The sequence below is a fragment of the Pseudoalteromonas sp. H71 genome (assembly GCF_001468485.1).
Lineage (GTDB): Bacteria > Pseudomonadota > Gammaproteobacteria > Enterobacterales > Alteromonadaceae > Pseudoalteromonas.
In genome coordinates, this window is record NZ_LODI01000035.1 from 57,270 (window position 1) to 82,250 (window position 24,981).

Here is a 24,981-nt window from a genome sequence, read left to right on the forward strand (position 1 = left end):
TACAAAGATTTTTATGGCGCTAATATACAATATAATCGTCATAAATTAACGTCTTTTTAAACGCAATTGTGTAAGGAAATTTAATGGTTATCAATAAACTAAAAACCGCGGCTGTTTTTATAATCGGATTACCTATTTTAGCTGGGTGTAGTTCCGATGCACGCTTTGAACAATTGCAGTCAGCTCGCCTTAACGAGTGCAATTACAAAGCAGATAAAGAGTATTATGAGTGCCTTAAAGAGCAAGACTCAAATTACGAAGAATTTAAAAAACAACAAGCAGAAAAAAGTAAATAATTTATCCTCATGACTAAAACACAAAAGCAACGAGATAAACAAATACGCGCTGCGCTGACTAAAGCGTGTGAGTCCATTAAAGACTCAGTGGCCGGTTTTTCATACCTTACTCACACCGTTGATTTAAATAACGAAGCCAACACCTTAAAAGTTAACTGCTATTTTGAAGACACCATAGCGCTTAATAACGTTGACTCTGAGATTGAACACCTTAAATCTATAATACTTACGCAACTTGCGAGTATTAAGTTGCCGATAAAACCGTCACATATTGTGTTTTTTGCTAATTAAAATGGGTTTTGTTGGTTTGCCTGCTGTTGGGCGGTATAATTAAGAAAATTATATATAGGGTTTAAATAATGGCTGTTCCTTCTCGTTCGCAAATATCACCAGGTACTGTAGTTAATATCGTTTTAAAAGAAGACCAACGCAGCGGTACATTAACCGAAGGCGTAGTTGAGCGTTTATTAACTAAATCGCCAAACCACCCGCATGGTATAAAAGTGAGATTAGAAGATGGCCAAGTGGGCCGAGTAAAAGAGATTTTATAATGGCAGCGTTATCAGAACAGGCTTTTTGGGAGTTAGTAACTACACCCGGCTTAGGTCTAGATCCAGAAAGTGTCAGCGAGAATTTAAAAGCTAAACTAGGTGATTTAACTGACGAGCAGCTTATTGCCTTTGACAAATTTTTTGGTATTAACATGCGCAAGTGTTTTACCTGGGATTTATTTGGCGCGGCATTTGTTATGGCAGGCTGTAACGATGAATACGGCTTTAGTGAGTTTAGATGTTGGCTTATTTCACGCGGTAAAGCCGTGTTTGATAATGCACTTGTTAATGCCGACTCCATTGCATTATGTACACCTGTTTATCACTTAAATGAACAGCCTTACCCATATATTGACGAGTACGACCTTATCGCCGGCTTATTATATGAAGAGCGCAACGAAGATGAACTTCCCTTCGTGCCATCAGGCGATCAACCCGCAGGCAAACGCTTTAAAGACAAAGCAAAATTTTTAAAACAAGCCTATCCACAATTATTTGCAAAGTATTGGCGTTAATACGCTAATTTTGCATTACTCTTAACAACTTTTTGAAACAGAAATCTGCGTAGATGTTTAATTTTTATGCAGTCTTTTGTATGCTTATTATTTATTTTTCTCACCTTTAAAATTCAAATCACAGTTTCAATTAATTATTTAGTTACCTTTTACATTAGTTAACAATTGTACCTATTAAACTAGTTTTTTGAATGACTCTCCATTATCAAATATGTTACATTTGACTGTTTTTAAATGAATAAACACTGAATAATTACAATATACGACATAGGAATGTTATGTATAAAACACTTTCATCAGGATTGATAGCATTTTGCTTTTTGAACACGCTAAGTTCTCAAGCTGCTGTTTCACAGCGAATAAATAAATCATCCACCCAAGAAGTTAAGCAACTTTTAAATCAAAACCCTTCTATTGCCAATACATCTTCGGCAAGTTCTTATTTTGTAGAATTAGAACAACCTCAATTGAGCCTTTCACAACAAGTTAATGCATCTTCTAAAAAGATGCAGCAATACTTTTCTGGGGTTCCAGTATGGGGGCAGCAAATTAGAGTTCAATCTAACTCTGAACATATTAGTGGTTTTTTTGCTAAAAACATTAACTTTGCATCTTTGAATAAAACCGCGAGCACCACTTTTGATCAGTCAAAGGCGGTTAAATCGTTGCTGACTAAGTCTAAATTAGATGATTCACTAGAGAGTGAAATAATAAATAATAAGCGCTACATTTATATTCATGATGGAAAAGCTTACTACGTTCGCTTAATTGAACTCAAAGTAACTGAGAATGGCATTGAAAAAATGCCAATAGGTTTAATAAGTGAATCGACTTATCAGATTTTTGAACTGTGGGACAATATTCAAAGTGTTGACGGGACAGGACCTGGTGGTAATCAAAAGATTGGCCAGTATGAATACGGTACAGATAAAGACGCCTTTAATGTTACTCAAGTTGGTGAGACCTGTTTTTTAGAAAATGACAAAGTAAAAACGGTCACCATGGAGTCGGGCTCTGAGCCAAGTGAAGCCTTTTCATTCATATGTGATCGTAATACACATAAGGAAATAAATGGTGCTTTTTCTCCATTAAATGACGCTCATGCATTTGGAACCGCTGTTTTTGATATGTATCAGCAATGGTACAACACTGCACCGCTTACATTTCAATTGTTAATGCGAGTTCACAGTGGGGATAACTGGGAAAATGCCACCTGGAATGGCCAAGCAATGACCTTTGGTGATGGCGCTGATAGGTTATACCCGCTGGTTTCACTTGATATTGTATCTCATGAGGTTAGCCACGGCTTTACTAGTCAAAACTCCAATCTTATTTACTCTAATCAATCAGGCGGAATTAACGAGTCTTTCTCTGATATGGCAGGTGAAACTGCAGAGTATTTTTTACGTGGTGAAACCGACTGGTTATCAGGGGCGGATATTTCAAAAGTAGATCCAGCTCTTCGTTACTTTGAAACGCCTTCATTAGATGGTGTTTCTATTGATAAAGCCAGCGATTTTTACCCGGGCATGGATGTTCACTTTAGTAGTGGTGTTTTTAACCGTGCTTTTTTCCTGCTTTCAAATACTGATGGCTGGGATCCTCAAAAAGCGTTTGAAATAATGCTAAAAGCAAATCAAAACTACTGGGTTAATTCGAGTGGTTTTATCGATGGTGCATGTGGAGCAATCAACTCTGCAATTGACTTAAACTATAATGCATCTGATGTAATTTCAGCATTTAATGAAGTAGAAGTTATTTGCGATAATATTAAGTTTGTCGATACTGATTCAGATTTAATGGATGATAACTGGGAACTTTTATACGGACTAGACCCTTCAGATGCCGATGACGCCAATTTAGATTTAGACCAAGATGGCCTTTCTAACTTGGAAGAATACTTGGCAAATACTTTTCCAAACTTAGTTGATTCTGATGCTGATAGTTTATCTGATTACGATGAATTAAACGTCTACATGACACTGCCTAACAATGCGGATTCAGATTCCGATCGTATGCCAGATGGTTGGGAAGTCACTTTTGCTTTTAATCCACTTGATGCAGCTGATGCAGAACTTGATTTTGATGCCGATAGCTGGGTTAACTTAATTGAGTATTATGGTAACAGCGACCCAACTGATCCAAACTCTGAACCTTCTGTTTTTCCTGAAACTACCTATAATTTTGATGACGCAGTTGTCCCTGAATTATTAGTTTCTTCAAATCCTCAAGCGCCTTGGTTTATTACTAATTATGACGGTCATGATGGCTTAGTGTTATCTAGCAGTGATATTCCTGATTCGCAACAAACGAGCATTGAGTTTCAATTTTTAAGTGACGAACAACGTTTTGTTAACTTTAACTACCTATTGGAAACTGAAGCAACTTATGACTTTTTCAAAGTTTATATTAACGATTCATTAGTGCTTAATGAGTCAGGCCTAACTGACTGGAAGGTGGCTTCTTTTCCAGTTCCTGCTGGGTTCAATACAGTTAAGTTTGTGTACACTAAAGACGTTATAGTGTCTGAAGGTTTAGATGCTGTATTTATCGATAATTTATATATTGGGCCTAGCTTCCCTGATTCTGACGGTGATGGTATGTCAGATATGTGGGAATTATCTTATGGTTTGGATATAAATACTGACGATTCAGCACTTGATTTAGACAACGATGGTTTATCTAACCTTCTTGAGTTTTTAAATAATGGTTTACCTAACATCTCAGATACTGATGGCGATTTAATGCCTGATGGGTGGGAATATAACAACAGCCTAAATCTTACGGATGCCTCAGATGCGTCACAAGATGCTGACAATGATGGATTTACTAACCTTACAGAGTTTCAAGCAAATACAGACCCTCAGTCAGATACCTCTTACCCTGTTGCTTTAAATATCACAACGTCATTTGAAAGCGATACACTTCCAACATGGATGATTGAATCAGCAAACTCAAGTGCGCCGTGGTTTATCACAGACGACTTTGCCACACAGGGCTCACAAAGTATTCGTTCAGGAGATATCTCTGATTCTCAGTTTAGCGGGTTTACTGTCACGGGTTTATTTGAAGAAGGGGTTTTAGCGTTCGATTATAAAATTGATTCTGAATATTGTTGTGACTTTTTTATGGTGACTATAGATGGCCAAGAAGTTATTGGTTTTGCTGAGCGTGGAAATTTAGAAGCACCTGAACCAACTTCATTTTTAGTTAATATTAGTGAAGGGGTGCATAAGATTGAGTTCAAGTATACCAAAGACGGATCAGTATCAACTGATGCTGATGCAGTATGGCTTGATAACTTTGTTATGCTTCCAGTCGGTGATCAAACCGATACTGATAACGATCAAATACCAGACTACTGGGAACTACTAAATGGTTTAAATCGTTTTGATGCAAGTGATGCACAATCTGACAATGACGCTGACAGCCTTTCAGCCCTTGATGAGTATAACCTAGGAACAAATCCAAATTCAGCTGACACAGATTCTGATGAGTTAAGTGATGGCTATGAAGTTAATAATGGCTTGCTACCACTTGACCCTTCGGATGCAAGTTTAGATTTTGATGCTGATGGTTACACTAATATCCAAGAGTTCTATGGGCAAAGCCTTGCTAATGACGCAACATCAACTGTGCAGTCTTTTTCTCAGCTAAATGAAAGCTTTGAAGAAGGGCTTTTGCCAGCTATATTTACAGAGCTTGCAGAACATACTACACAATGGCAGCTTAATACCAACTGGTCTACGGATGGTTCATCAAGTTTAAGCCTAAATACTTCTCCAGCAGGTAGTATAAGCGGCTTTGCAATTGCAGGGTTATTTGAGGCAGGGTTCATTAATTTAGATTACTTTTCAAACAATAACTCATCATTCCAAATTAGTGTTAACGGTACTCAGTACAATATTAAGCATTATCGCTCTCGCTTGTTAATTCCGGTAAATGATGGTTTTAATATTGTGAAGGTAAAATACGAAAGCCCTTACTTAGCAGATATGCCTTTTTCAGTTGATAATATTTCATGGACTGCTGAGCTGGATGTAGTTAGTGACTTTGATGGCGACGGTATTCCAGATTATTGGGAAGCACAGAATGGACTAAATGCACTTAATTCTAATGATGCATCAAATGATTCAGACTACGACGGTTTATCTAATTTAAACGAGTATCAGATGTCTAGTAATCCGCTTTCTACAGATACAGACGGCGACGGTGTGCAAGATAGTGAAGATAGTCACCCAACTGATTCTAGCTTGGGTGAAAATATAGCCCCTGTTTTTGTATCAAGTTTAGAGCCTATTACTCTTGAAGCAACGTCTCAAAATACTAACCTTATAAATATTTTTGTTCCTGAGGCGACTGATAACGGACATTTAGAACCTTATGTTTATACTTTCTCTGGCTCATGGTTGCCCCTTGGTGAACATCAAATCACATGGGTTGCTCGTGATTATGTTGGTAACGAAACGACGGCTATTCAAACGGTAACCTTAGTTGACACAACGCCACCTGTTATACAAGACTATTACTCAGTTAATGTTTATGGAAGCTCAATCGATGACATAAAAGCGGCATTATTTAACTCTAATGCTATCTACGATAGTGTATCGGGTGTAGCTATTATCGATATTGATAGTAACTTTGTGTTTAGAACCGGGGATATTTTAATTCCTGTTTCTGCCGTTGATGGAGCGGGTAATACTTCTACAGGTGAAATAAATGCTTATGTTTTTCCTAAAGTCAGTATCCAGCCTACTACGTATGTTTACCAAAATGGTAATGTGGTTATTGATGTACTCATAAGTGGTAAAAGCCCATACGGTTCAGTAAGCTTTGATCTTATTGGCAATAATACTAGTAAATATATATCTACAAACCATCATGGCCTTGTCAAGGTAGAGCTAGAACGTGAGTTCTTTGAAAATGCGTCGAATATTCGCATTAATACGACAAACAATTCATTTACCGATGGAAATGATACTAGCCAGTTAGTTTTTCTAAATGAAACTGCAAAACCTGAATTTATTACTAATCTATATCAAAATGGAAAAGTAATAAGCAAGATGGTTCAACGTGATTCGTCAGACTTTATTGTTGATGTTCATGCAGTTAATTTACCTAGTCCAGAAGCTGATAATTCAATAGAGCTCCAGCTATCTTCACAAGGTGATTATTTTGTAAATAAAATTGGTCCCTCAAAGTGGAATATTACTTTTACGCCTCAATTGCTCACGGACTCTAACAATCTAGACATTACGTTTACTATAAAACAAAATAGCGAAGCTGTTGCAACGGATAAAATTAGTTTACGTGTGATTGACGCAGTTACTTTTAATGATCCTGAGTTAGATACTGATGGTGATGGTATTCCTGATGCTGAAGAAGGTGTGAGCGATGGCGATAAAGACGGCATTGTTGATTACTTAGATAGCTCTTCTATTACGCATTCAGCTGTTTTAGATTCAGGTAATATGGTTCGTAGCATCGATGAGTTTAATCACTTGTCAGTAGGTAACATTAAACAGACTACTGTAACGCAAATGATTGCTGATATGTCTATTTCAGAGCAAGACTTAAGTACTTACTTTGATAGCTTAGATATTACAGAACCTCACTTTCAAGCTAAAAGTGATATTGTAAATATTCATATTACCCTTTCAAATTCATCGGGTACCGCTGAAATTGCGATACCAGAGTACGTTAACTCTATTTTAAGTTCAGAAATGCAAATTCGTTTGTTATCTAATACAGGTTGGCAGTCGGTTGCAAAGCTAACTGGTAACGTGTACGAGCAAATTTGTTCAGGTTGCTTTACTTTTGCAGTAACAGACGGCAGTGAATTTGACTTAGACGGTGAAGTTAATGGTGTGATTGAATTAGTTGCTAAGTTAGCTGAAGAAAGTTTAAACCAAGCGCCTGTTTTAGATATAACAATTCCAGCAACCATTGAAGAGCTTTCAACTACTGAGCTTGATGCGTCAGGAACAACAGATCCTGATGGTGATTTGCTAAGTTTTGAGTGGAGTATTGATCATCCTCAATTATCACTGGCGCCTTTAGAGACAGACAGTAAAGCGACACTGACTGTAGGTGAATTAGAGGAAACGTTCACTACAGATATCACTTTATTAATCTCAGATGGTTACGAGCAGTTCACAGAGGTATATACAGTGACCTTTATGCACGTTAATCAATTACCAGCAGTTGAGTTGAGCTCATCTTCTTTATCGGTTGATGAGGGTAAAGACGTTAGCGTTACAGCAACTGCAACAGACAAAGAGTCATCTGAACTTACTTACAGCTGGGTTCAAACACAAGGTATAGAAGTCGCAATTGAAGATGCTAATTCAAATACATTGTCGTTTATCGCACCAAGTGTATCTGTAACAAGTGAACTTGGCTTTAAACTCAGCGTTTCTGATGGTGAAGGGGAGACAGAGCAAAGTGTTATCGTTACCGTTAATGATGTACCTGTTGCACTGCCAACACCTAAAGAAGGTGATAAAAGTGGAGGAGGTTCTTTCAGTTTCTTCTTATTACTCTTAACCGCTTTGTTTGTTTACAGAAGAGCACAGTTGTTTTACAAATAACAACAGTCTAATTGTATAACTATTAAATCCCTTGATTGCTATCAAGGGATTTTTTTCGCATAAATTTTAAAATAAGTAAGTAGGTTTAATGTGTTAAGCTAATTGTATTGTGACTTGTTAGGTTTCTTTAATGAAAAATTATAAAGTTTTACTATGTGTTTGTTGTTTATTTTTTGCTAATCAGTCTTTTGCTAAAACGATTTTACCTAGTAACAAAACTAAGTTTGTTAGCTTGTTTAATAGTAAAGTTGGCGATTATGAATTAGTTTCTGGCGATGCTCGCTATTGCGATTCAGGCTCATTAATGTGGCTTGATAAAAATAATACTGATTTGGGTTTTAGACTTGGCAGTTTAATTTCTTTTATTGATTTACATAATGGCACACAAACTAATAAAGTCCCTGATTTTTGCCTAGTAACTACAAAGTTTAAATATACGAGTATTGGCTTAACAATGGATTTACGCCAAGACCGGTGTGACAGTAATAACGATATATTAGATGTTAGCCGCACGCTAAATTTTGTTTCTGATACACAGTTAGAATACTTGATTAAAAATGCTAATGTTCAGTGCAAGTTTGAATTAAAGCGTCTATAAATCGCATTTTATTTTTGGTATATCGCGCCAGCGGGTTGTGTACTGAGGCGATAAAAAATCTCTGTTCATATGCCAGCGATCGTTTAATTTACTACTTGCTAAGCCCAACATACCCTTGCCGTATCGGGTATTAATAGCATCTAAACAGCCCATCAACTTTGGGTTATCTTGTTGTGGTGCAAATAAGTCACTTTGCTGAAATTGCTCAGCGGTGAGTTCTAGTGCACCTACACCACACTTATAAAACCGCACGCCAGGTTGGTAAATTTTTTCAAATACCTCAGACACCGCATTGGCCATAACGCAGGTATCGTTTGTTGGCATGCTAAACTGATACATATAAGACTTTTTATAAAATACGTCTTCATGGGATGAACTCGATGCAAAAATATATAATTGCTTTGCAAGCGACTTTTGCGATCTTAGTTTTTTACCCACAATAGTAACATGGTTAATTAAAGCGGTTTTAAGAGCGGTTGGTTCACAAATACGCTCTCCAAAGCTGCGAGTTGAGTAAATTTCGCGTTTATCTTGGCGTACATCATCCCAGTTTAAACATACTAAGCCATTAAGCTCGCTTACTGTGCGCTCTACCACCACACTAAAAGCGCGGCGCATAGTTTTTGGGTTTTGCTGGGCAAGCTGCCATGCGGTATTTATGTTCATTATTTTTAGCTTTTTAGCTAAGCGTTTGCCAATTCCCCATACATCTTGGCAGTCCATGCGTTGTAAAATTGCACGGCGGCTTGCTTCGTCATTTATGACAGCAACACCGTCAAAGCCTGTTAATTTTTTAGCTGCATGATTTGCTGCTTTTGCAAGTGTAGGCGTTGGCCCAAACCCAACGCCCACGGGGAGCTTTGTTTCTCGCCATACGGTTCGTCTAATAAGGTGCCCGTAAGTATGCCAATCTTTTACAACGTTTTCATAGCCGCTAAAGTGCAAAAACGATTCATCAATACTGTAAATATGCTGGGTATCACAAAAGCGACCAATCACACTCATCATTCGGTCGCTTAAATTAGCGTATAGTTCATAGTTACTAGAGCGTACAACCACATTGTTTTGTTCTAATAACTGCTTAACTTTAAAGTAAGGGCCAAATTTAGGAATATTAAGCTTACGCGCAATAGGGCATACCGCACACACGCAGCCATCGTTATTGGTAAGTACTACGACAGGTTTTGAGCGAATGGCAGGATCAAATACTTTTTCGGCGCTGGCATAAAACGCTACTGCATCGACTAAGGCATACATGAAAGTAACTCAGGGCTTTGGCGATGCATACGAATAGACAAACTGACTACGCCTTCAAGCTGAAATTCATCGCTAGGCGTAATATTTACGGGTTGATATAAAGGCGAAGCCGATAGCAATCGAGCGTTTGTTTTATCAAGTAGTTTACACACAAATAAGCCATTTAAATTAGCCACAATTACATCGCCATCTTTAGCGTGCTCTGCTCGGTCTACTACGAGTAAATCACCCTCAAAAATCCCTACTTCTTGCATAGAGCTACCCGACGCAATACCAATAAATGTGGCATCAGGGTGCTTTATTAATAGCTCATCAAGGGAAACGCCAAGCTCAGTGTATTGTGCTGCAGGAGATTCAAACCCGCAAATACCTGCTTCTATATAAATAGGAATAACAAACATAAATAAACAACCAAAACACATATACTGTATAAGTGTACAGTATATGTGTTTTGTATTCGTTATGCCAAGTAATGAATGGCAGATCAATCCATGTTTTTGATCATTTGTTGGGCCGTGTGTAAAAAGTCATTGATTTGCTGTGAGTTTAAATTTTTACACATTTGTGCATTTACTTGCTGTTCGGCAGCTAATAGCTTGTCATAAAGCGTACGACCTTCAGAGGTAAATGACAAAATAAAACAACGCTTGTCGTGTTCACTGGCCGTTTTATTAATCAAGTTTAACGCGAGTAGTTCTTTCACTAACCGTGCTATTTGGGCTTTATCGCGCTGAGTTTGATTCACAATATCGTTTGCTGTGCACTGAGTTGTGGTTGCAATAATATGAAAGCAGCGTACGTGCATTGCGTTTAATCCAAGCTCGCCCGCATTAATCGCTTCGCGTATGGTAACGCGGTAATTTTGCATTAAAGTAAATAATGTATTGGCTAATGAGTTATACATAATAAATCCATAATGGTTGACAATGTCAATTAAATTGCTATAGTTGATTTTATCAACCAATGGGGCGTTGTGCAACATCTGCTTTATAAAGCAGTAATTTTTAATCAATGAGGTTAGTTTATATGGCAAAAAAAATACGCAAAGTAACAGTATTAAGCACAAAGCAAATAACCCCACATTTACAACGTATAGTTTTAGGTTCTGAAGAGTTTACAGATTTAACCTCTGATCACATTGGCAGTTATGTAAAAGTGCTTATTCCAAAAAACGGTGTGGCCGACTTCAATTTAAAAACGGCGTGTATGCGTTCGTACACAATACAAAATGTAAATAAAAGCAATGGTGCAATTACGCTCGATTTTGTTATTAATATGCACCAAGGCCCTGCGACTAATTGGGCAAAAGTTGCCAAAGTAGGTGATGAACTAGCTATTGCAGGCCCTGGTCCTAAAAAGCTTGAAAATTACCAGCACTCACATTATGTGTTACTAGGCGATTTAACCTCGGTGAATGCTATTAAAGGGTATGTTCAGCAATTGCCAATAAACGCTAAAATTGACGCGTTTATTCATACCCCGAATAAAGCGGATATTATCAGCTTAGATTCAACGCGCCAGGTCAATTGGTTAATAACTACAACGCCAGAGATTGAGATGGCTAATGCCTTAAGCACACTACAGCAACATGAACAGCCACCTATTATATTTATGGCACTTGAAGCAGGGTTAATACGTGAGCTGAAAACGCTATTAACTAGTAAGCTTGCTGTACCGCGTACTAATATCGTGTCATCAGGTTATTGGAAAAAAGGCTTAAACTCAGAAAACTATAAGTTAGAGCGCCAAGCTAATACACAAACGGCTTAATTTTTTATAGCTAAGTAAAATAGGTTACTTAGTTATTTAATACACTCGTTAACACTCATTTTTATTTTAGTTAAGCAAGCGTACACCTAAGGCTTGTTAAAGTAGTGGCATCAATCAGTAATTTACAACTTAAATTAATTGATGTGATGCCTAAACATTTAAAATAAAACAAAACGCATTAGTAACTATTAGTTAAGTGTATTAATAGATGGTTTATCGTTCTGTTTTATCAATCAAATTGATTTAAACAATCAATTTTAAAGCATTACTTTAATTCTATAAAATGTATTTATTGAAACAAACATTATTAAATTAAAGGCAGGTATCCCGTGAACTCTCTAAACAGCGCAACAGCTTCTTCAGTAACTAAACTAGCACAGCCTAAGGTTGCGTTAATTGCTGAAGGTGGCGGACAGCGAGGGATTTTCACCGCAGGTGTACTTGATGCGTGGTTAGAACAAAACTACGACCCATTTGATTTATTTATTGGCACATCGGCAGGTTCACAAAACTTAACAAGCTATTTAGCTCGTCAAAAAGGTTACGCTAAACGCCTGATTAGAGGGCTGTCTCGTAATAAACGTTTTTTTCAACTAGGTCGTGGCTTAATGGGAAAACACATTGTTGATTTAGACTGGTACTTTGATAAAACCAAAGAAGTAAATAGAGCAATTGACTTTAAAACAGCTAAAACATCACTAGGTAAACGTGAGTTACTTATTACTGCTACAAACGCACGTGACAGAAAAGCGTATTACTTATCACCAACAGGTGAAGAGCATCAATGGCGCGAGCTATTAAAAGCGTCAAGCGCATTACCCTTTTTGTACAAACAAGGTGTTAAATTAACACCTTGGCTAAATGCACAAGCCGCTAACGAAACAAATACAATTACCGAACCTCAAGAAGACTTTTTTCTTGATGGGGGGCTAGCTGCACCATTACCAGTCCGCGAAGCGTACAACCGTGGCGCGCGTAAGATTGTGGTTATAAGAACGGTAGACGCTGATTTTCAAGCGCAATCGGCATGGGTTCAAAAGCTTAGATCGCTTGCTACGGCAGCAGGTTACTGCCCAAAAACGCTCGACTACCTAATTCAGCATGAACAAGCTTACCTAGACGAGCTAAACTTTATGACAAACCCGCCTAGTGATGTAGAAATTATACAGATTTTTGCAGATGAAACACTGCACAGCAAATTGTTAGGCAGTACAAACGACGATTTACGTAAAGATCATAAGCTTGGTGTAAAAGCAGGCCGTGAATACTTAAAAAGCCAAAATGCACGCATTGTAGATTACGCACACAGCTACGCTATGTAGCTGTAAAAAAATAGTTTAGAAACAACCGTAAAGAATTACGGTTGTTTAGCTGAATAAGTCTAAGCTAAATCTGATAGTCATATATGTGCTGCGAGAAAACATTGAAGGTTTTTAATGTATGAAGTCAAGATTTGACCCCATTAGCTTTAACAGCCGTATCGACAGACGAAGTAAACGAATTTGTTTATTGGTTTAGAATTGACCGTCAATTTATAAAAACGGTCAAAAAGAACACTAATGCCTATTGACAGAGTTAAGGCTCATATGTGTTATGATTTTTAGCACATATACGTAATTATACTGTTTCCAGACTTAACCACTTCCGAACAAAACTCTTTTAAGTGTGTAAAATTCTGAGCGATGTACTCTCTATCTTCTTCATTATCTGAAAATCCTGGATAAATTTCTGATTCAGATACCAAAGCCTCAAAATGTTTCAGAAGAGTAACATCAGAAACTTCCATTAATTCTTCTGAGATTGCGGCGCTCTCTTCCGCGGTAAAGTATCGGGCTGGTCCATATCCAACATCTTCATCTGAGATCGGAGTTCCACCTAAAAAAACAGAACCACCAATAGATGAAAACTCCCATACAGCCTTATTTAATAGGAAATGAATGGCATGCCAAGCTTTATCAACATCACAAACTTTCCCATCTTCTTCATATAAATATGAAGTTAATCCATCAGGGTTTGATAACAAACTCTTTAGTTTATTTTCATTTACACTCTTCAATGACGCAATCATTGACATGTCCAGCACTCCTTACTTGAGAAAAACATAACGCCGCAAATAAACGGCAAAAATTAGTTGGCTAAAATTTGTGAGGTACGAACAAAGCCAACTGGTTTTTGTCCGCACTTTTAATTTGTTTTGTTAGAAAGCCTGGATTCTATACTCAAGACTTTTATTTCTAAGTTGAAAAGTTACAACACGGCTATGTTCATCATAACTTACGATTTGATTCATAGCCTTACTTTTAAAATAGTCACCAATCTCACTAGCTAAAATATCTCTAGAAAATAAGACTGTGTGACTAACTGAGCTTTCCTTACATGCTGGTATGTCAGAGTTACTCCTGCATCTATCATCAAAAGTTGGCATTGAAACAGAAACCGAGTAAAAGTTATTAGCTTGTTTGTCAGTATCCAAATAGACTCTTGTGCTTACTGAAGCAACCATACAGCCAGAACCCAAATAGTGTTTATGAGAACGGCCGGAAATAGAACTTTGTCCAATCCTAAGGCTTTCTCCACTATCTGTCGAAATTGGAAAAGACTGGTAATACTCGTGAGCACATTGTTCTCGTTTAGAGTTCGATATTTCTGACGAAGGTAAATACCCCCAATCCCAAACAGGATCTGGCTCTTTCTTCCCACAACCAAATAAAAACAACAAAGCTAAAAGGTAACTCAAATTCTTCATAGGCTTTCTAACGCCTTACTAAGCGGCGCGAAATTGTTGGCTAAAATTGCGAGGAACGAGCGCTAGCCAACTGTTTAGCGTCCGTTTGAGTAACTTGTTAGCTGTACGTTCAACTTGCATTCTTTAAAACAGATACTAGTAGATTTTTACAAGCTTCAATTTTTTCTGGTTTACTTGCTGCCTTAAAATATTTTATTTCTGCGTCTGTTTTCCATTTGAAAACTTCGTTTATCTCCAATTTTTGAGATGAGTAATGACGCGATAAAATACTCTGTCCTTTTTGAATATCATTTTGGTTTATATTAGTCCACTGTTTGAAAGCATCTTTATAAGTGTTAACCGCTTCAAATTTTGAACATAGTTCAACAAATGCTTGGCTAGAAACATAATTAGCATAAACCTCTGCTTTCTTTTGCTCTTCTAATGTCAATGGAGTCTGAGAAATAGCATTTCCACTGAACATTAAATAAGTTAATAGGGTCGTGACACGCCACATATGTTTCAAGTATCTCCATGCTTAAGTACAGCTAACTTTTAAATAAGGGGCGCAGGCGCGTAGGGCATAATGGCGAAGCCGCCCTGCGTGTATGCGTCCCAGCGAACGAAGTGAGTGACTTAATTTTTTTGTTATATGAACCTACCTAAAACAACCACGAGTGTTATTTTTCTTTGTTTTTGGGTTTTGCTTTAGGTCGCCAAAACCTAGGTTTTCTGACCACCGCTGGCCTTTCTAGCTTGATTGCAGAAGTTAAAAGCTGCTTGAACCAAAGCAATAACCATACAATAAGCTCCGCTAGTAGAACAAAAACAAGTAGGAAAAAATCAAATACGCCAATGGTGGAGCCTGCTGCGACAAAAACACCCGAGACTAATTCAATAATAAATGTGCAGACAGCTATAGCAGCTTCAACAATCATTATTACTAAAGAAAAAAGAGCTTCTATCACTAAACATTCCTGTTCTTATAACATGTTTATAGCGAGCTAATCGCGCGTATTTCTACCACAGCGTAGCTCGTTTTCTTATTGGTTTATTTTTAACAAACTTGTCAACTAATTGCCAGTGTTATTAAAATTCATCCGTGCTCGCTTTTCTTCTCATTATAAAACGAGCGACTGGGTCGTTTTCTTGACTATGCGAGCGACTGAGCTATTACTGTGCATACATACATCATAAATTCGACGGATTGAAAATAAAAACTCGCTCTGCGTATTTAAATTACATTGCCGACTATATGCTCACTCGACAGTATTCATTAAAAGCCTAGGGTCAAATCTTGACTTCAGACATTAAGATTTTTGACTAACTACTTCTTGCTAATAGCTGTCTGTTAAATGAGGTCTAAATCTAATTACTTAAACTGTAAGATCAAACATGAGCAAGGCGATATCAATATTCACGTGTTAACATTAATGCTTAAGTAGATGACAATAATATACTGGTTTCGCTATTTAAAATGCCATCTATCTCGCGTACTTGCCTAAGTACGCCATCAAAGTCACTTAGGTTTCCTGCTTGTATTTCTGCTACTAAATCCCAAGCGCCGTTGGTGGTATGTAACTTAGTGAGCTCGGGTATGCCGCGCATTGTTTTTATAACTTGCGAGGTCGATTTACCCACCACTTCCACCATCATTATTGCTCTTACGGCTTCGGTTTCTATGTGTTCGTGCACCCGCACAGTAAAACCTAATATAGCGCCCGATGAAACTAACCGATCCAAGCGGTTTTGTACTGTCCCGCGAGACACGTTTAATATATCAGCTAAAGCAGAAATAGATGCACGGCCGTCTTTTCTTAATTCGGCTATTAGGGCGTTATCTAATGAGTCATAAATATAAGGGAGCATACGCTTACCTTTAACTAATTTTTATACAAAATACTAAAAATTTATATTTATGCCTAGCAAATAGCTAAAAAATACCATTATTTGTATAAAGTATTGGCATTTTAAGTGGCATCTGTAGTCGATAAACTTATTTTAATTAGTTTATATTGTTATTACAGAGGTAGTCATGAGTCATTTTATAGCGCAGCCAAAACACGGTGTTCCATTTGTAAGTGTTCAAGCTATGGCCAAGCTAATAAACACATTAGGAATAGAAAATGTATTAGTTAGCCTAACTAATAAACTAAAACACGACTTTGCTCGTTGGCACGAATTTGATAAATCGCCGCGTTATGCAGCACATTCTCCCGATGGTGTAATAGAGCTTATGCCGGTAAGCGATGGCAAAATGTTTAGCTGCAAATACGTAAATGGTCACCCAAAAAATACCTTTAAAGAACTTCAAACGGTGGCAGCATTTGGTATTTTGTCGGATGTGGATAGCGGTTACCCGGTGATGATCAGCGAAATGTGCCTATTAACCGCACTACGCACTGCTGCAACATCAGCGCTGGTGGCTACTTATTTAGCACCAAAAAACTCAACCACCTTAACCCTGATTGGTAATGGAGCTCAGTCTGAGTTTCAGGCTTTAGCGTTTAAAGCGGTATTGGGTATTACACACATTCGTTTATATGATATAGACCAAGCGGCCTCTCTAAAAGCGTTTAATAACTTAAGCACTAAAGGTTTAAACGTGACTGTATGTGAAAGTGTTGAAGAGGCAATAAAGGGCGCACACATAATTACCACTTGCACGGCCGATAAAACAAACGCAACCATTTTAACAAACGATATGATCCCAGAAGGCGTTCATATTAATGCGATTGGTGGCGACTGCCCTGGCAAAACCGAGCTTGATTCTGCTTTACTCGAACGCGCTAATGTATTTGTAGAGTACGAACCACAAACCAGAATCGAGGGCGAAATTCAACAAATGAGCAAGTGCTTTGCTGTAACCGAGTTTCATAAAGTCATTAATAAACAGCACCTTGGTCGTATAAGCGAAAAAGAGCTTACTATTTTTGATGGTGTCGGCTTTGCAAGCGAAGATTTTACCGCGTTAGTGTATATTCGCGAGCAACTTATTAAATCAGGAGAATACGAAATACTCGACCTGATCACCCAGCAGCGCGACCCGCGTAACTTATTTTCAGTTCTTGAAGTACCGCGTATAGATAAAGAGAGCGCAGCATGAGCCTAATACAACAAGCACCGAGCGCAGTTGTGATGGTGCGTCCGCATCACTTTACGTCTAATCAACAAACTATGCTCGACAATGCGTTTCAAAGTGAATGTGCAGCAAAAAATGAAAGCGAACAAGCCTTTAAAGAAGTTACCAATGCGGTTGAGTTATTACAAAATGAAGGTGTAACCGTTCATTTATTTGAAGACGAGCAAACACATACGCCCGATTCTGTCTTTCCAAATAACTGGTTTTCTACGCATGAAAATGGGCAATTAATTATTTACCCAATGTTTGTAGAAAACAGAAGATTAGAATATCGTAAAGATATAATTGATTATTTAACAGATCACTATAAAGTGTCGGTAGTGACTGATTATGCACATTTAGCGAAAGAAAATGCATTTTTAGAAGGCACCGGATCATTGGTACTCGATCACCACTATAAACTTGCTTATGCGGTAGAATCTAAACGCACAACAAGGTCGGTAGTAAATACTGTGTGTAATTTACTTTCGTTTAAGCCAGTTGTGTTTAACGCCGCTGATGAGCAAGGTATAGCGGTGTATCACACTAATGTACTAATGTGCGTAGCCAGCAAGTTTGTAATGATTGGCTTAAGTATGGTGCCCGAAGCGCAGCGCAGTGCGCTGGTAGGGCATTTTTTACAAAGCCATCACGAAGTAATCGACCTGTCAGTTGAGCAAATAAATAAATTTTGCGGAAATGCCATTGAATTAAAAGGTAAAAACGGCCGAATTTTAGCGCTGTCGCAAACCGCTTACAATGCGCTAACAGGCGAGCAAATAATTGCGATACAAAAAACGGCTAAACTAGTGGCTTTGCCTATACCTAGCATTGAATCTGCTGGTGGCTCTGTAAGGTGTATGATTGCAGGGGTGCATTTACAAAGCAAATAAGGCGAAATTTAAAGGCAACATGGTTGCCTTTATTGCATATGAAAGAGTAAGCGTTGCCAGTACATTTTAAAATGACTATGTTAAAGCGCATAGCTATAAAAATATAATAAGGAATTCGCAATGTTCGATACGGTAGTAAAAAGTGTAAATAACCTTTTGTGGGGAGAAGGTCAGGTACTCATTTATATTTTACTTTTCACCGGCGTATGGTTTTCTGTGCGTTTAAAAGCAATTCAAATAGTTAAATTTAAACATATGTTTAGCCTGTTAAAAGGCAGTAGTAAATGTAATAAAAACGATATTTCGTCATTTCAGGCATTGTGTACCGGGCTTTGTGCTCGGGTAGGAACGGGTAATTTAGCCGGTGTTGCCGTGGCTATCTCGCTTGGCGGCAGTGGTGCCATATTTTGGATGTGGGTTATTGCCATACTTGGCATGGCAACCGGGTTTGCCGAAAGTATATTAGGCCAAGTATACAAAATTCGCGATAGTAACGGTGAATTTAGAGGTGGTCCTGCGTATTACATTCAACAAGGGTTGGGCAGTCGTGCCTTTGCTATAGTATTTGCCGCGTGTTTATTTTTAGGTTATGGCTTTACCTTTAGCGCAATGCAAACAAATACAATTACCGATGCACTAAACTATGCATTCGAAGTACCCACTTTTTATTCAGGTTTAGTTATTACGGTATTAGCAGGGTCAATTATTTTAGGCGGCTTTAAAGCCATTGCCCGTTTTGCGGAGCGTGTAGTGCCATTAATGGGCATATTGTTTGTAGCAGCTGCCGTTATTATTACAATTATGAACTTACCGCAAGTACCTGCCATGTTAAAAGATGTGTTTTTGTCAGCTTTTGGTTTGCAAGAAGCGGGCGCAGGTGCAATGGGCGCAGCCATTAAAAATGGTATTCAACGCGGTCTATATTCTAACGAAGCGGGTGCGGGTAGTGTGCCGCATGCCGCAGCAAGCGCAAGCCCCATTCCTAATCACCCAGTAACACAAGGCTACATACAAATGCTTGGCGTATTTTTCGACACCATTGTACTTTGTAGTTGTACCGCCGTCGTTATTTTATTAGCCGATGTAGACATAAGCGGCGAAATGGAAGGCATACGTTTAACGCAAAGCGCCATGACCGCGCATTTAGCACAAGGTGGTGTGTACTTTGTAGCAGCAGCTATCACGCTATTTGCATTTACCTCGGTGGTAGCTAACTATGCCTATGCTGAAAGTAATTTACATTTATTTAAGCTCGATAACAAAGTAGGGCGCGGTATTTACACGTTACTTTATTTATCAATGATGCTTTGGGGCGCATCGGCCACATTAAAAGAAGTATGGGATTTAGCCGATATTGCCTTAGGATTAATGACAGTGGTTAACGTAATCGCTATCATACTGTTAACGCCAACTATTCTGTCGGTAACACATGATTACCATGCACAAAGAGACAAAGGTATAGAACCCGAATTTAAAGTAAAAGACGTAAAAGTACAGGGAAAATGCGAAGACGGCATTTGGGATTGATTCGCGTATTTTAAGCAACTTTAACGATAAAAAGCGGTTTTATGGCAGCATAAAGTCGCTTTTTAATTTTGCATAACTATTCATATTTAGAGCGTGTTAAAGTTTAAAATAGATATATAAAAGGTAAAAATACAGACATGATCGACATTGTCGCAGGGAAGAACGCAGCAAAAATAATAAACGAACAAGGTTTTAAACCCGAGCTATTTACCTCTTTTTTAGGGGCAAGTGGCGGGCCTAAATGGTTTACCTTATTTGGATTAGACAAATATATTTTTGGCGAATTTTTTAAAAACCGCACTCAACCCCTTAACTTAATTGGATCATCGGCAGGTGCTTTTCGATCTGCGTGTTTTGCCCAAAACGATTCGGTTGCTGCCATTGAGCGGTTAGCAAAATCGTATTCGCAAACGCGCTATTCTAGTAATAAACCAACACCTAGCGAAATCACAATTAAAGCCCGCGCATTACTTGAAGATGTATTTGGCGATAATGGCGTAACCGAAATAATAAATAACTCCGTTTTTAAAGCGCATTTTATAGTGGCTAAATCGAATGGCTTTATTGCCAGCGAAAATAAATTAATACAGCTACTGGGTTTATCAAAAAGTTATATGCTCAACCGTGTTAACCGAAAATTATTAGGCTCGCAATATGAGCGTTTTATTTTTGGCGCGCCAAACAGTAACTTATCAATAACCGACAGTTATAATTTTAAAACGCAAAACATAGCACTTAGCCAAACTAATTTAAAAGACGCCTTACTTGCATCGGGCTCTATACCACTTGTAATGCAAGGCATAAAAAATATTGCAGGCTCGCCACAAGGCATGTACCGCGATGGCGGAATAATCGACTACCACTTTGATTTAAAAATTAATAACCCAGGCTTAATTTTATATCCGCATTTTAATAGCGAGCCAAAAGCAGGGTGGTTTGATAAAAATTTAAAACGTAAAGTGGCACCACAAAATTACGATAACGTGGTGATGATCACCCCATCAAAAGAATTTATAGCCGGTTTACCTTACGGAAAAATCCCAGACAGAAACGACTTTACCGATCTTGATGCAGACACGCGTATTAAATATTGGAATACTGTTTTTAGTGAAACTGAAAAATTGGCTGAAGCGTTTGATAAAAAATTAAAAAAGGAAACAATAAAATGCATAAAAGGATAGAGTTAGGTAACGGCATCACGGTTGATATAGATAGAGCGCCAGATAAATGCCCTATTTGTAATCAAGCACAATTACCGGCGAATATTTTTGCTAAACTAACTGGTGATGTTGAGAATAACAAAACGAAGTTAGAGCTTGCTATGGAATGTATGAACCTTAACTGCGCACGGTTATATATTAGTCGTTATAGTAAAACTCGTAGTACATACAATTATAATTTTAAATTTGAACAATCAATACCAGAGTCTTTTAATGCTCCTAATATTTCCCAGGAAATAATAGAAACCTCGGAATCATTTAAAAAAATATTTACTCAAGCTAGTGAAGCTGAATTTAAGCAATTAGATGAGCTAGCTGGTATTGGCTATAGAAAAGCTCTTGAATATTTAATTAAAGATTATTGTATAAGTATAAAACCAGATAAAGAAGAAGAGATAAAATCAAATCAATTAAGTCGTGTTATAAATAATTATGTAACAGATGAAAATCTAAAAAACTGTGCAAATAGAGCTGTGTGGCTTGGTAATGATGAAACACACTATGTTAGAAAATGGGAAAACCATAATCTTGAAGATTTAAAAATCTTAATTCAATTAACTTGTACGTGGATACAAAGCTCAATATTAACAGAGAAGTATATGGATGAAATGGAACGTAATTAGGCATAGATAGTTGTAGAAGAAGAGTATTAAAGGATCAGTGAAGGATATTGGGTATATAGCTAAGCAACCCATAAATTACGTTATGTTAAATTAAATGGTAAGTAATAAAGCGAGCGTGATTATTCAAACCAGCCCGCTTTTAGGAGAGTTATTAATAGTTAATTTAGCTCAGAATCTACCCAAAATTTAGTGCCTTTTAGTACAGCTTGTAGTGCAAGGCCATTTTCGGTTACAGAATATACAGTAACTTGGTCTGCAATGGCTTCGGCTACCAATGCTCCACCTTTATCTTCGTATTTTGCTGCTGCATCTGCGTTTCCGCCAAAAGCCCAACCGTGTTCAATGAATCTATTTACTGCTGCTTGGGTATGAAAAACCATAACTACGTTAAAATCTTTAACACCTAAACCTAACCCTAAACCAGCTTCACCCATGTTCATGTAAGTAGATTTACCGGTTAAGTTATTTTTTACTACGCCATAACCACCACCAAAACTAGCAAGAATAACGTTAACATTCGCGTTATCAAAAACTGCATAGCCTGCTGAATTTGCTATTTGCGTTTTAACATCAGGCTTTTTAGTATAAAGTTTACTAAGCGTGTTGCTTTTCATACTTTGTACTAAAGACCGTTTTTCGCTTGGTGATGCACTACCGGTAGTCGCACAACCTGTAAGTGCCAACGAGAGTGTAAGTAAAAATAATATACTAAGTTGTTTCATAATTTTTCCTTAATAAGATTTGGCATGGCAATTTAAGCATAGTCTAAAATAAGTATTTAATTACTATGTCCAATACTAGACAGTATCGGACTTAAAGGTTATTCTGTAACTAACTTATTTAATTGAATATTTATATACTATGCTTGTTGCGTTAGTCGATACGTTAAAACAATTAAGGTATCAAATTGCTCATCTTGATGATGGCACTCTCAATTCAGAATACCCAGAACTTGCTACCTTTATACAGCAAGTTAGCTTGACTGTAACAGAATCTGATCTTAAATTTTTATACCAATTTTTATATGTGTATGGCCGAAAATCAGAGGCAACATACAGTCGTTTTAGAAACGAACTTGAACGTTTTTATTTATGGTCATGGTTAATTTCCGAAAAATCAGTGTTCGATTTAAAACGTGAAGACATAGAAGCTTATGTAGATTTTATGGTTGAGCCTGACAAAAAATGGGCATCAACATCAGTGCAATGGCGCTATAAAGATGAGCAAGGTATTCGCCGATTAAACCAAAATTGGCGCCCTTTTATGTTAAAAGAATCAACGGCAAGTCAGCAAACATTATCGGCTATGTTTACTGCACTCAATGTTTTTTATAAATTTTCATTATTAGAAGAAAAAACCTTTGCTAATTTTGTTCCTGTTGTGAAAAAAAATAGCCCGTATTTAGTTGTGCAATCTCAAATTCAGATCCCAGACACCTTAAGCGATATACAGTGGGAATATGTGTTTGGGGTTACTCGCGATTTATGCGAGCAAAAACCAGATCTAGAACGTAATTTATTTACCTTAGCTTGTTTAAAAGGTTTATATTTACGAATTTCTGAATTGTCAGAGCGCCCGCAGTGGTCGCCAGTTATGTCGCATTTTTGGCAAGACAATGACGGCTTTTGGTTTTTACGCATTATGGGTAAGGGCAATAAATTACGAGATGTTACATTAAGTGATGATTTTGTTGAATATTTAAAACGTTATAGATTATACAGAGGGTTACCCGCCCTTCCCCGCGTTGACGAATCCGAGCCTTTGGTCCATAAAATTAGGGGCCAAGGTGGCATGACTGTTAGGCAAATTAGGCGTTTAGTACAACAAAGTTTTGATTTGGCTCAACAATCATTATTAGATGATGGTTTTAAAGATGATGCCGAACAACTTGAAGCTGCTACTGCACATTGGCTTCGCCATACTGGCGCAACACATGATGCGCAAACGCGGCCGCTTAAACATTTATCTGAAGATTTAGGCCACGCAAAAATTGCGACAACAGATCAAATTTATATTCAAACTAATATTAAAGAACGAGCAAAGTCTGGCGTTAAAAGGAAAATTTAATGACCTATTTAATTATCGCCTTTATAGGTGCATTATTTTTAATTTATTCATTAACATTTAGACAGTTAGAAAAAACAGAAGTCACCGGCCCAATGTTTTTTGTAATGGGCGGCATTGTTTTAGCTAACGTATTGCCTAATAACGGCGGTGAATTAAAAGCTGGTGTAGATTTATTACTTCCGTTTATAGAGTTAACCTTAAGTATATTTTTATTTTCGGATGCGGCAAAATCTAAGTTGAGCGTACTAAGGCATAGTTTTCAATATCCAGGCTTATTGTTATTTATTGCTCTCCCCTTAACATTATTGTTGGGGATAGGTGTTAGCTTGTTTATATTTTCTGAACTTTCATTAATTCAATCTGCATTAATCGCAATTATATTAACACCAACCGATGCGGCATTAAGCAAAGGATTATTAGCAAGCACACAAGTTCCTGAAAAAATTCGCGAGGGTATTAATACCGAAAGTGGATTAAACGATGGGTTATGTGTTCCAGTATTTTTAATATTTATTTTGTTAGCTAAAAACCCTGAGTCAGCTATTACCGCTTCTCATGTTATAAATGTATTTTCTCGAGAACTTGGATTAGCACTGTTTGTTGCTGCAGTTAGTATTAGTATTTTTATTCCCGCTTTAAACTTTGCAATGAAACGACATTACTTTGCACAAAACACTAGCCCATTTTTATTGTTAGGTTTTGCAATGGCTGTATTTTCTATTACACAGTATTTTCATGGTAGTGGATTTATAGCTGTGTTTGTTGCGGGTTTATTGTTTGATAAGTTTTCAACTAAAGCGGTTAGTACAGAGTTAATTGAGGATTCAGAACATATTGCTGATTTTACGTCGCTGATGATTTGGTGTTTATTTGGCTATGCATGTGCGTATTTAGTTTTTCCGAAAATGAATTTTGAAATTGTAGTTTATGCGTTGCTAAGTACTACGCTAATCAGAATTATTCCGGTTATGTTATCGCTACAATTTACATCTTTAAATCTAAAAGAACGATTTACCTTTGCATGGTTTGGACCACGGGGACTTGCATCGATAGTATTTACTTTGATGGTGATTGATACGCAAATAGAAAATAAATTTCAAATTGCGAGTATTGCTATGAGCACAATATTTTTTAGTGTGTTTATTCATGGCATTAGTACAAAACCAATCGCGCAGAGTTTTAAAAAAGCATCAAAATAAACGTATAAAAAATTTAAATAAAAAGGCAG

24 protein-coding genes are annotated in these 24,981 nt (G+C 37.4%); 15 read left to right on the forward strand and 9 right to left on the reverse strand.

Translation table 11 applies throughout. The annotated features are described in order from the left end of the window. Nucleotides 1-83 precede the first annotated feature (83 nt). The 6 genes from ATS71_RS13680 (at nt 84) to ATS71_RS13705 (ending at nt 8,550) form a co-directional block, all read left to right on the forward strand. Nucleotides 84-296: a hypothetical protein gene (locus ATS71_RS13680; protein ID WP_058405325.1), complete on the forward strand. Its 213-nt coding sequence runs from the start codon at nt 84-86 to the stop codon at nt 294-296. A 9-nt stretch (nt 297-305) separates the two neighbouring features. Further along, the gene (locus tag ATS71_RS13685; RefSeq protein WP_058405326.1) at nt 306-587 is read left to right on the forward strand and encodes a hypothetical protein; all 282 of its coding nucleotides are present in this window, start codon (nt 306-308) and stop codon (nt 585-587) included. Nucleotides 588-655: 68 nt separating this feature from the next. Then, complete coding sequence (locus ATS71_RS13690) at nt 656-847, forward strand: YwbE family protein (protein ID WP_006793492.1); 192 nt, start codon at nt 656-658, stop codon at nt 845-847. Then, entirely contained in the window at nt 847-1,362 is a 516-nt protein-coding gene (locus ATS71_RS13695) for a DUF4240 domain-containing protein (protein ID WP_058405327.1), read from the forward strand. The genes ATS71_RS13690 and ATS71_RS13695 overlap by 1 nt, the downstream gene beginning before the upstream one ends. Before the next feature lie 278 nt (nt 1,363-1,640). Beyond that, nucleotides 1,641-7,952: a M4 family metallopeptidase gene (locus tag ATS71_RS13700; RefSeq protein WP_058405328.1), complete on the forward strand. Its 6,312-nt coding sequence runs from the start codon at nt 1,641-1,643 to the stop codon at nt 7,950-7,952. Nucleotides 7,953-8,082: 130 nt separating this feature from the next. Then, nucleotides 8,083-8,550 (forward strand): hypothetical protein, encoded by a 468-nt coding sequence (locus ATS71_RS13705; RefSeq protein WP_058405329.1) that lies wholly within the window; start codon nt 8,083-8,085, stop codon nt 8,548-8,550. Here the strand turns inward: ATS71_RS13705 and ATS71_RS13710 are convergent. The 3 genes from ATS71_RS13710 to ATS71_RS13720 form a co-directional block, all read right to left on the reverse strand. Beyond that, nucleotides 8,545-9,807 (reverse strand): Y-family DNA polymerase, encoded by a 1,263-nt coding sequence (locus tag ATS71_RS13710; RefSeq protein WP_058405330.1) that lies wholly within the window; start codon nt 9,805-9,807, stop codon nt 8,545-8,547. The genes ATS71_RS13705 and ATS71_RS13710 overlap by 6 nt on opposite strands. Beyond that, entirely contained in the window at nt 9,795-10,208 is a 414-nt protein-coding gene (gene umuD, locus ATS71_RS13715) for a translesion error-prone DNA polymerase V autoproteolytic subunit (RefSeq protein WP_010556176.1), read from the reverse strand. Before umuD ends, ATS71_RS13710 begins: the two co-directional genes overlap by 13 nt. Before the next feature lie 83 nt (nt 10,209-10,291). After that, entirely contained in the window at nt 10,292-10,711 is a 420-nt protein-coding gene (locus ATS71_RS13720; RefSeq protein WP_058405435.1) for a MarR family winged helix-turn-helix transcriptional regulator, read from the reverse strand. A gap of 122 nt (nt 10,712-10,833) precedes the next feature. Here ATS71_RS13720 and ATS71_RS13725 point away from each other — a divergent pair, with 122 nt between their 5' ends. Both ATS71_RS13725 and ATS71_RS13730 read left to right on the forward strand, forming a co-directional pair. Then, nucleotides 10,834-11,577, forward strand: coding sequence for a siderophore-interacting protein (locus tag ATS71_RS13725; RefSeq protein WP_058405331.1), 744 nt, complete (start codon nt 10,834-10,836; stop codon nt 11,575-11,577). A 329-nt stretch (nt 11,578-11,906) separates the two neighbouring features. After that, entirely contained in the window at nt 11,907-12,899 is a 993-nt protein-coding gene (locus tag ATS71_RS13730) for a patatin-like phospholipase family protein (RefSeq protein ID WP_058405332.1), read from the forward strand. 278 nt (nt 12,900-13,177) lie between these two features. On the opposite strand, the gene ATS71_RS13735 is transcribed toward ATS71_RS13730, so the two are convergent. The 5 genes from ATS71_RS13735 to ATS71_RS13755 all read right to left on the reverse strand — a co-directional run bounded on the left by ATS71_RS13735 (nt 13,178) and on the right by ATS71_RS13755 (nt 16,171). Then, nucleotides 13,178-13,651, reverse strand: a complete 474-nt coding sequence (locus ATS71_RS13735; protein WP_058405333.1) for a YfbM family protein — start codon at nt 13,649-13,651, stop codon at nt 13,178-13,180. A 123-nt stretch (nt 13,652-13,774) separates the two neighbouring features. Beyond that, a complete protein-coding gene (locus ATS71_RS13740) occupies nt 13,775-14,323 on the reverse strand; it encodes a hypothetical protein (RefSeq protein WP_058405334.1) in 549 nt (182 codons plus the stop codon). A 109-nt stretch (nt 14,324-14,432) separates the two neighbouring features. Continuing rightward, a complete protein-coding gene (locus ATS71_RS13745) occupies nt 14,433-14,828 on the reverse strand; it encodes a hypothetical protein (RefSeq protein WP_152995686.1) in 396 nt (131 codons plus the stop codon). A 154-nt stretch (nt 14,829-14,982) separates the two neighbouring features. After that, nucleotides 14,983-15,270 (reverse strand): hypothetical protein, encoded by a 288-nt coding sequence (locus tag ATS71_RS13750; RefSeq protein WP_058405336.1) that lies wholly within the window; start codon nt 15,268-15,270, stop codon nt 14,983-14,985. A gap of 469 nt (nt 15,271-15,739) precedes the next feature. Further along, nucleotides 15,740-16,171 carry an Lrp/AsnC family transcriptional regulator gene (locus ATS71_RS13755; RefSeq protein ID WP_058405337.1) on the reverse strand — a complete coding sequence of 144 codons (432 nt, stop codon included), beginning with the start codon at nt 16,169-16,171 and terminating at the stop codon, nt 15,740-15,742. A 166-nt stretch (nt 16,172-16,337) separates the two neighbouring features. Here ATS71_RS13755 and ATS71_RS13760 point away from each other — a divergent pair, with 166 nt between their 5' ends. The 5 genes from ATS71_RS13760 to ATS71_RS13780 all read left to right on the forward strand — a co-directional run bounded on the left by ATS71_RS13760 (nt 16,338) and on the right by ATS71_RS13780 (nt 21,686). Beyond that, nucleotides 16,338-17,408, forward strand: coding sequence for an ornithine cyclodeaminase (locus ATS71_RS13760; RefSeq protein WP_058405338.1), 1,071 nt, complete (start codon nt 16,338-16,340; stop codon nt 17,406-17,408). Further along, nucleotides 17,405-18,316: a citrulline utilization hydrolase CtlX gene (gene ctlX, locus ATS71_RS13765; RefSeq protein ID WP_058405339.1), complete on the forward strand. Its 912-nt coding sequence runs from the start codon at nt 17,405-17,407 to the stop codon at nt 18,314-18,316. The genes ATS71_RS13760 and ctlX overlap by 4 nt, the downstream gene beginning before the upstream one ends. 120 nt (nt 18,317-18,436) lie before the next feature. Then, nucleotides 18,437-19,843 (forward strand): alanine/glycine:cation symporter family protein, encoded by a 1,407-nt coding sequence (locus ATS71_RS13770; RefSeq protein WP_058405340.1) that lies wholly within the window; start codon nt 18,437-18,439, stop codon nt 19,841-19,843. A 137-nt stretch (nt 19,844-19,980) separates the two neighbouring features. After that, nucleotides 19,981-21,024, forward strand: a complete 1,044-nt coding sequence (locus tag ATS71_RS13775; protein WP_058405341.1) for a patatin-like phospholipase family protein — start codon at nt 19,981-19,983, stop codon at nt 21,022-21,024. Then, nucleotides 21,009-21,686, forward strand: a complete 678-nt coding sequence (locus ATS71_RS13780) for a DUF4145 domain-containing protein (protein ID WP_201020876.1) — start codon at nt 21,009-21,011, stop codon at nt 21,684-21,686. The genes ATS71_RS13775 and ATS71_RS13780 overlap by 16 nt, the downstream gene beginning before the upstream one ends. A 158-nt stretch (nt 21,687-21,844) precedes the next feature. Here the strand turns inward: ATS71_RS13780 and ATS71_RS13785 are convergent, their stop codons facing one another. Next, a complete protein-coding gene (locus ATS71_RS13785; protein WP_058405342.1) occupies nt 21,845-22,408 on the reverse strand; it encodes a YSC84-related protein in 564 nt (187 codons plus the stop codon). 139 nt (nt 22,409-22,547) lie between these two features. Here ATS71_RS13785 and ATS71_RS13790 point away from each other — a divergent pair, with 139 nt between their 5' ends. Further along, nucleotides 22,548-23,753 carry a tyrosine-type recombinase/integrase gene (locus ATS71_RS13790; RefSeq protein ID WP_058405343.1) on the forward strand — a complete coding sequence of 402 codons (1,206 nt, stop codon included), beginning with the start codon at nt 22,548-22,550 and terminating at the stop codon, nt 23,751-23,753. Beyond that, nucleotides 23,753-24,952, forward strand: a complete 1,200-nt coding sequence (locus ATS71_RS13795) for a cation:proton antiporter (RefSeq protein WP_058405344.1) — start codon at nt 23,753-23,755, stop codon at nt 24,950-24,952. Before ATS71_RS13790 ends, ATS71_RS13795 begins: the two co-directional genes overlap by 1 nt. Nucleotides 24,953-24,981 lie beyond the last annotated feature (29 nt).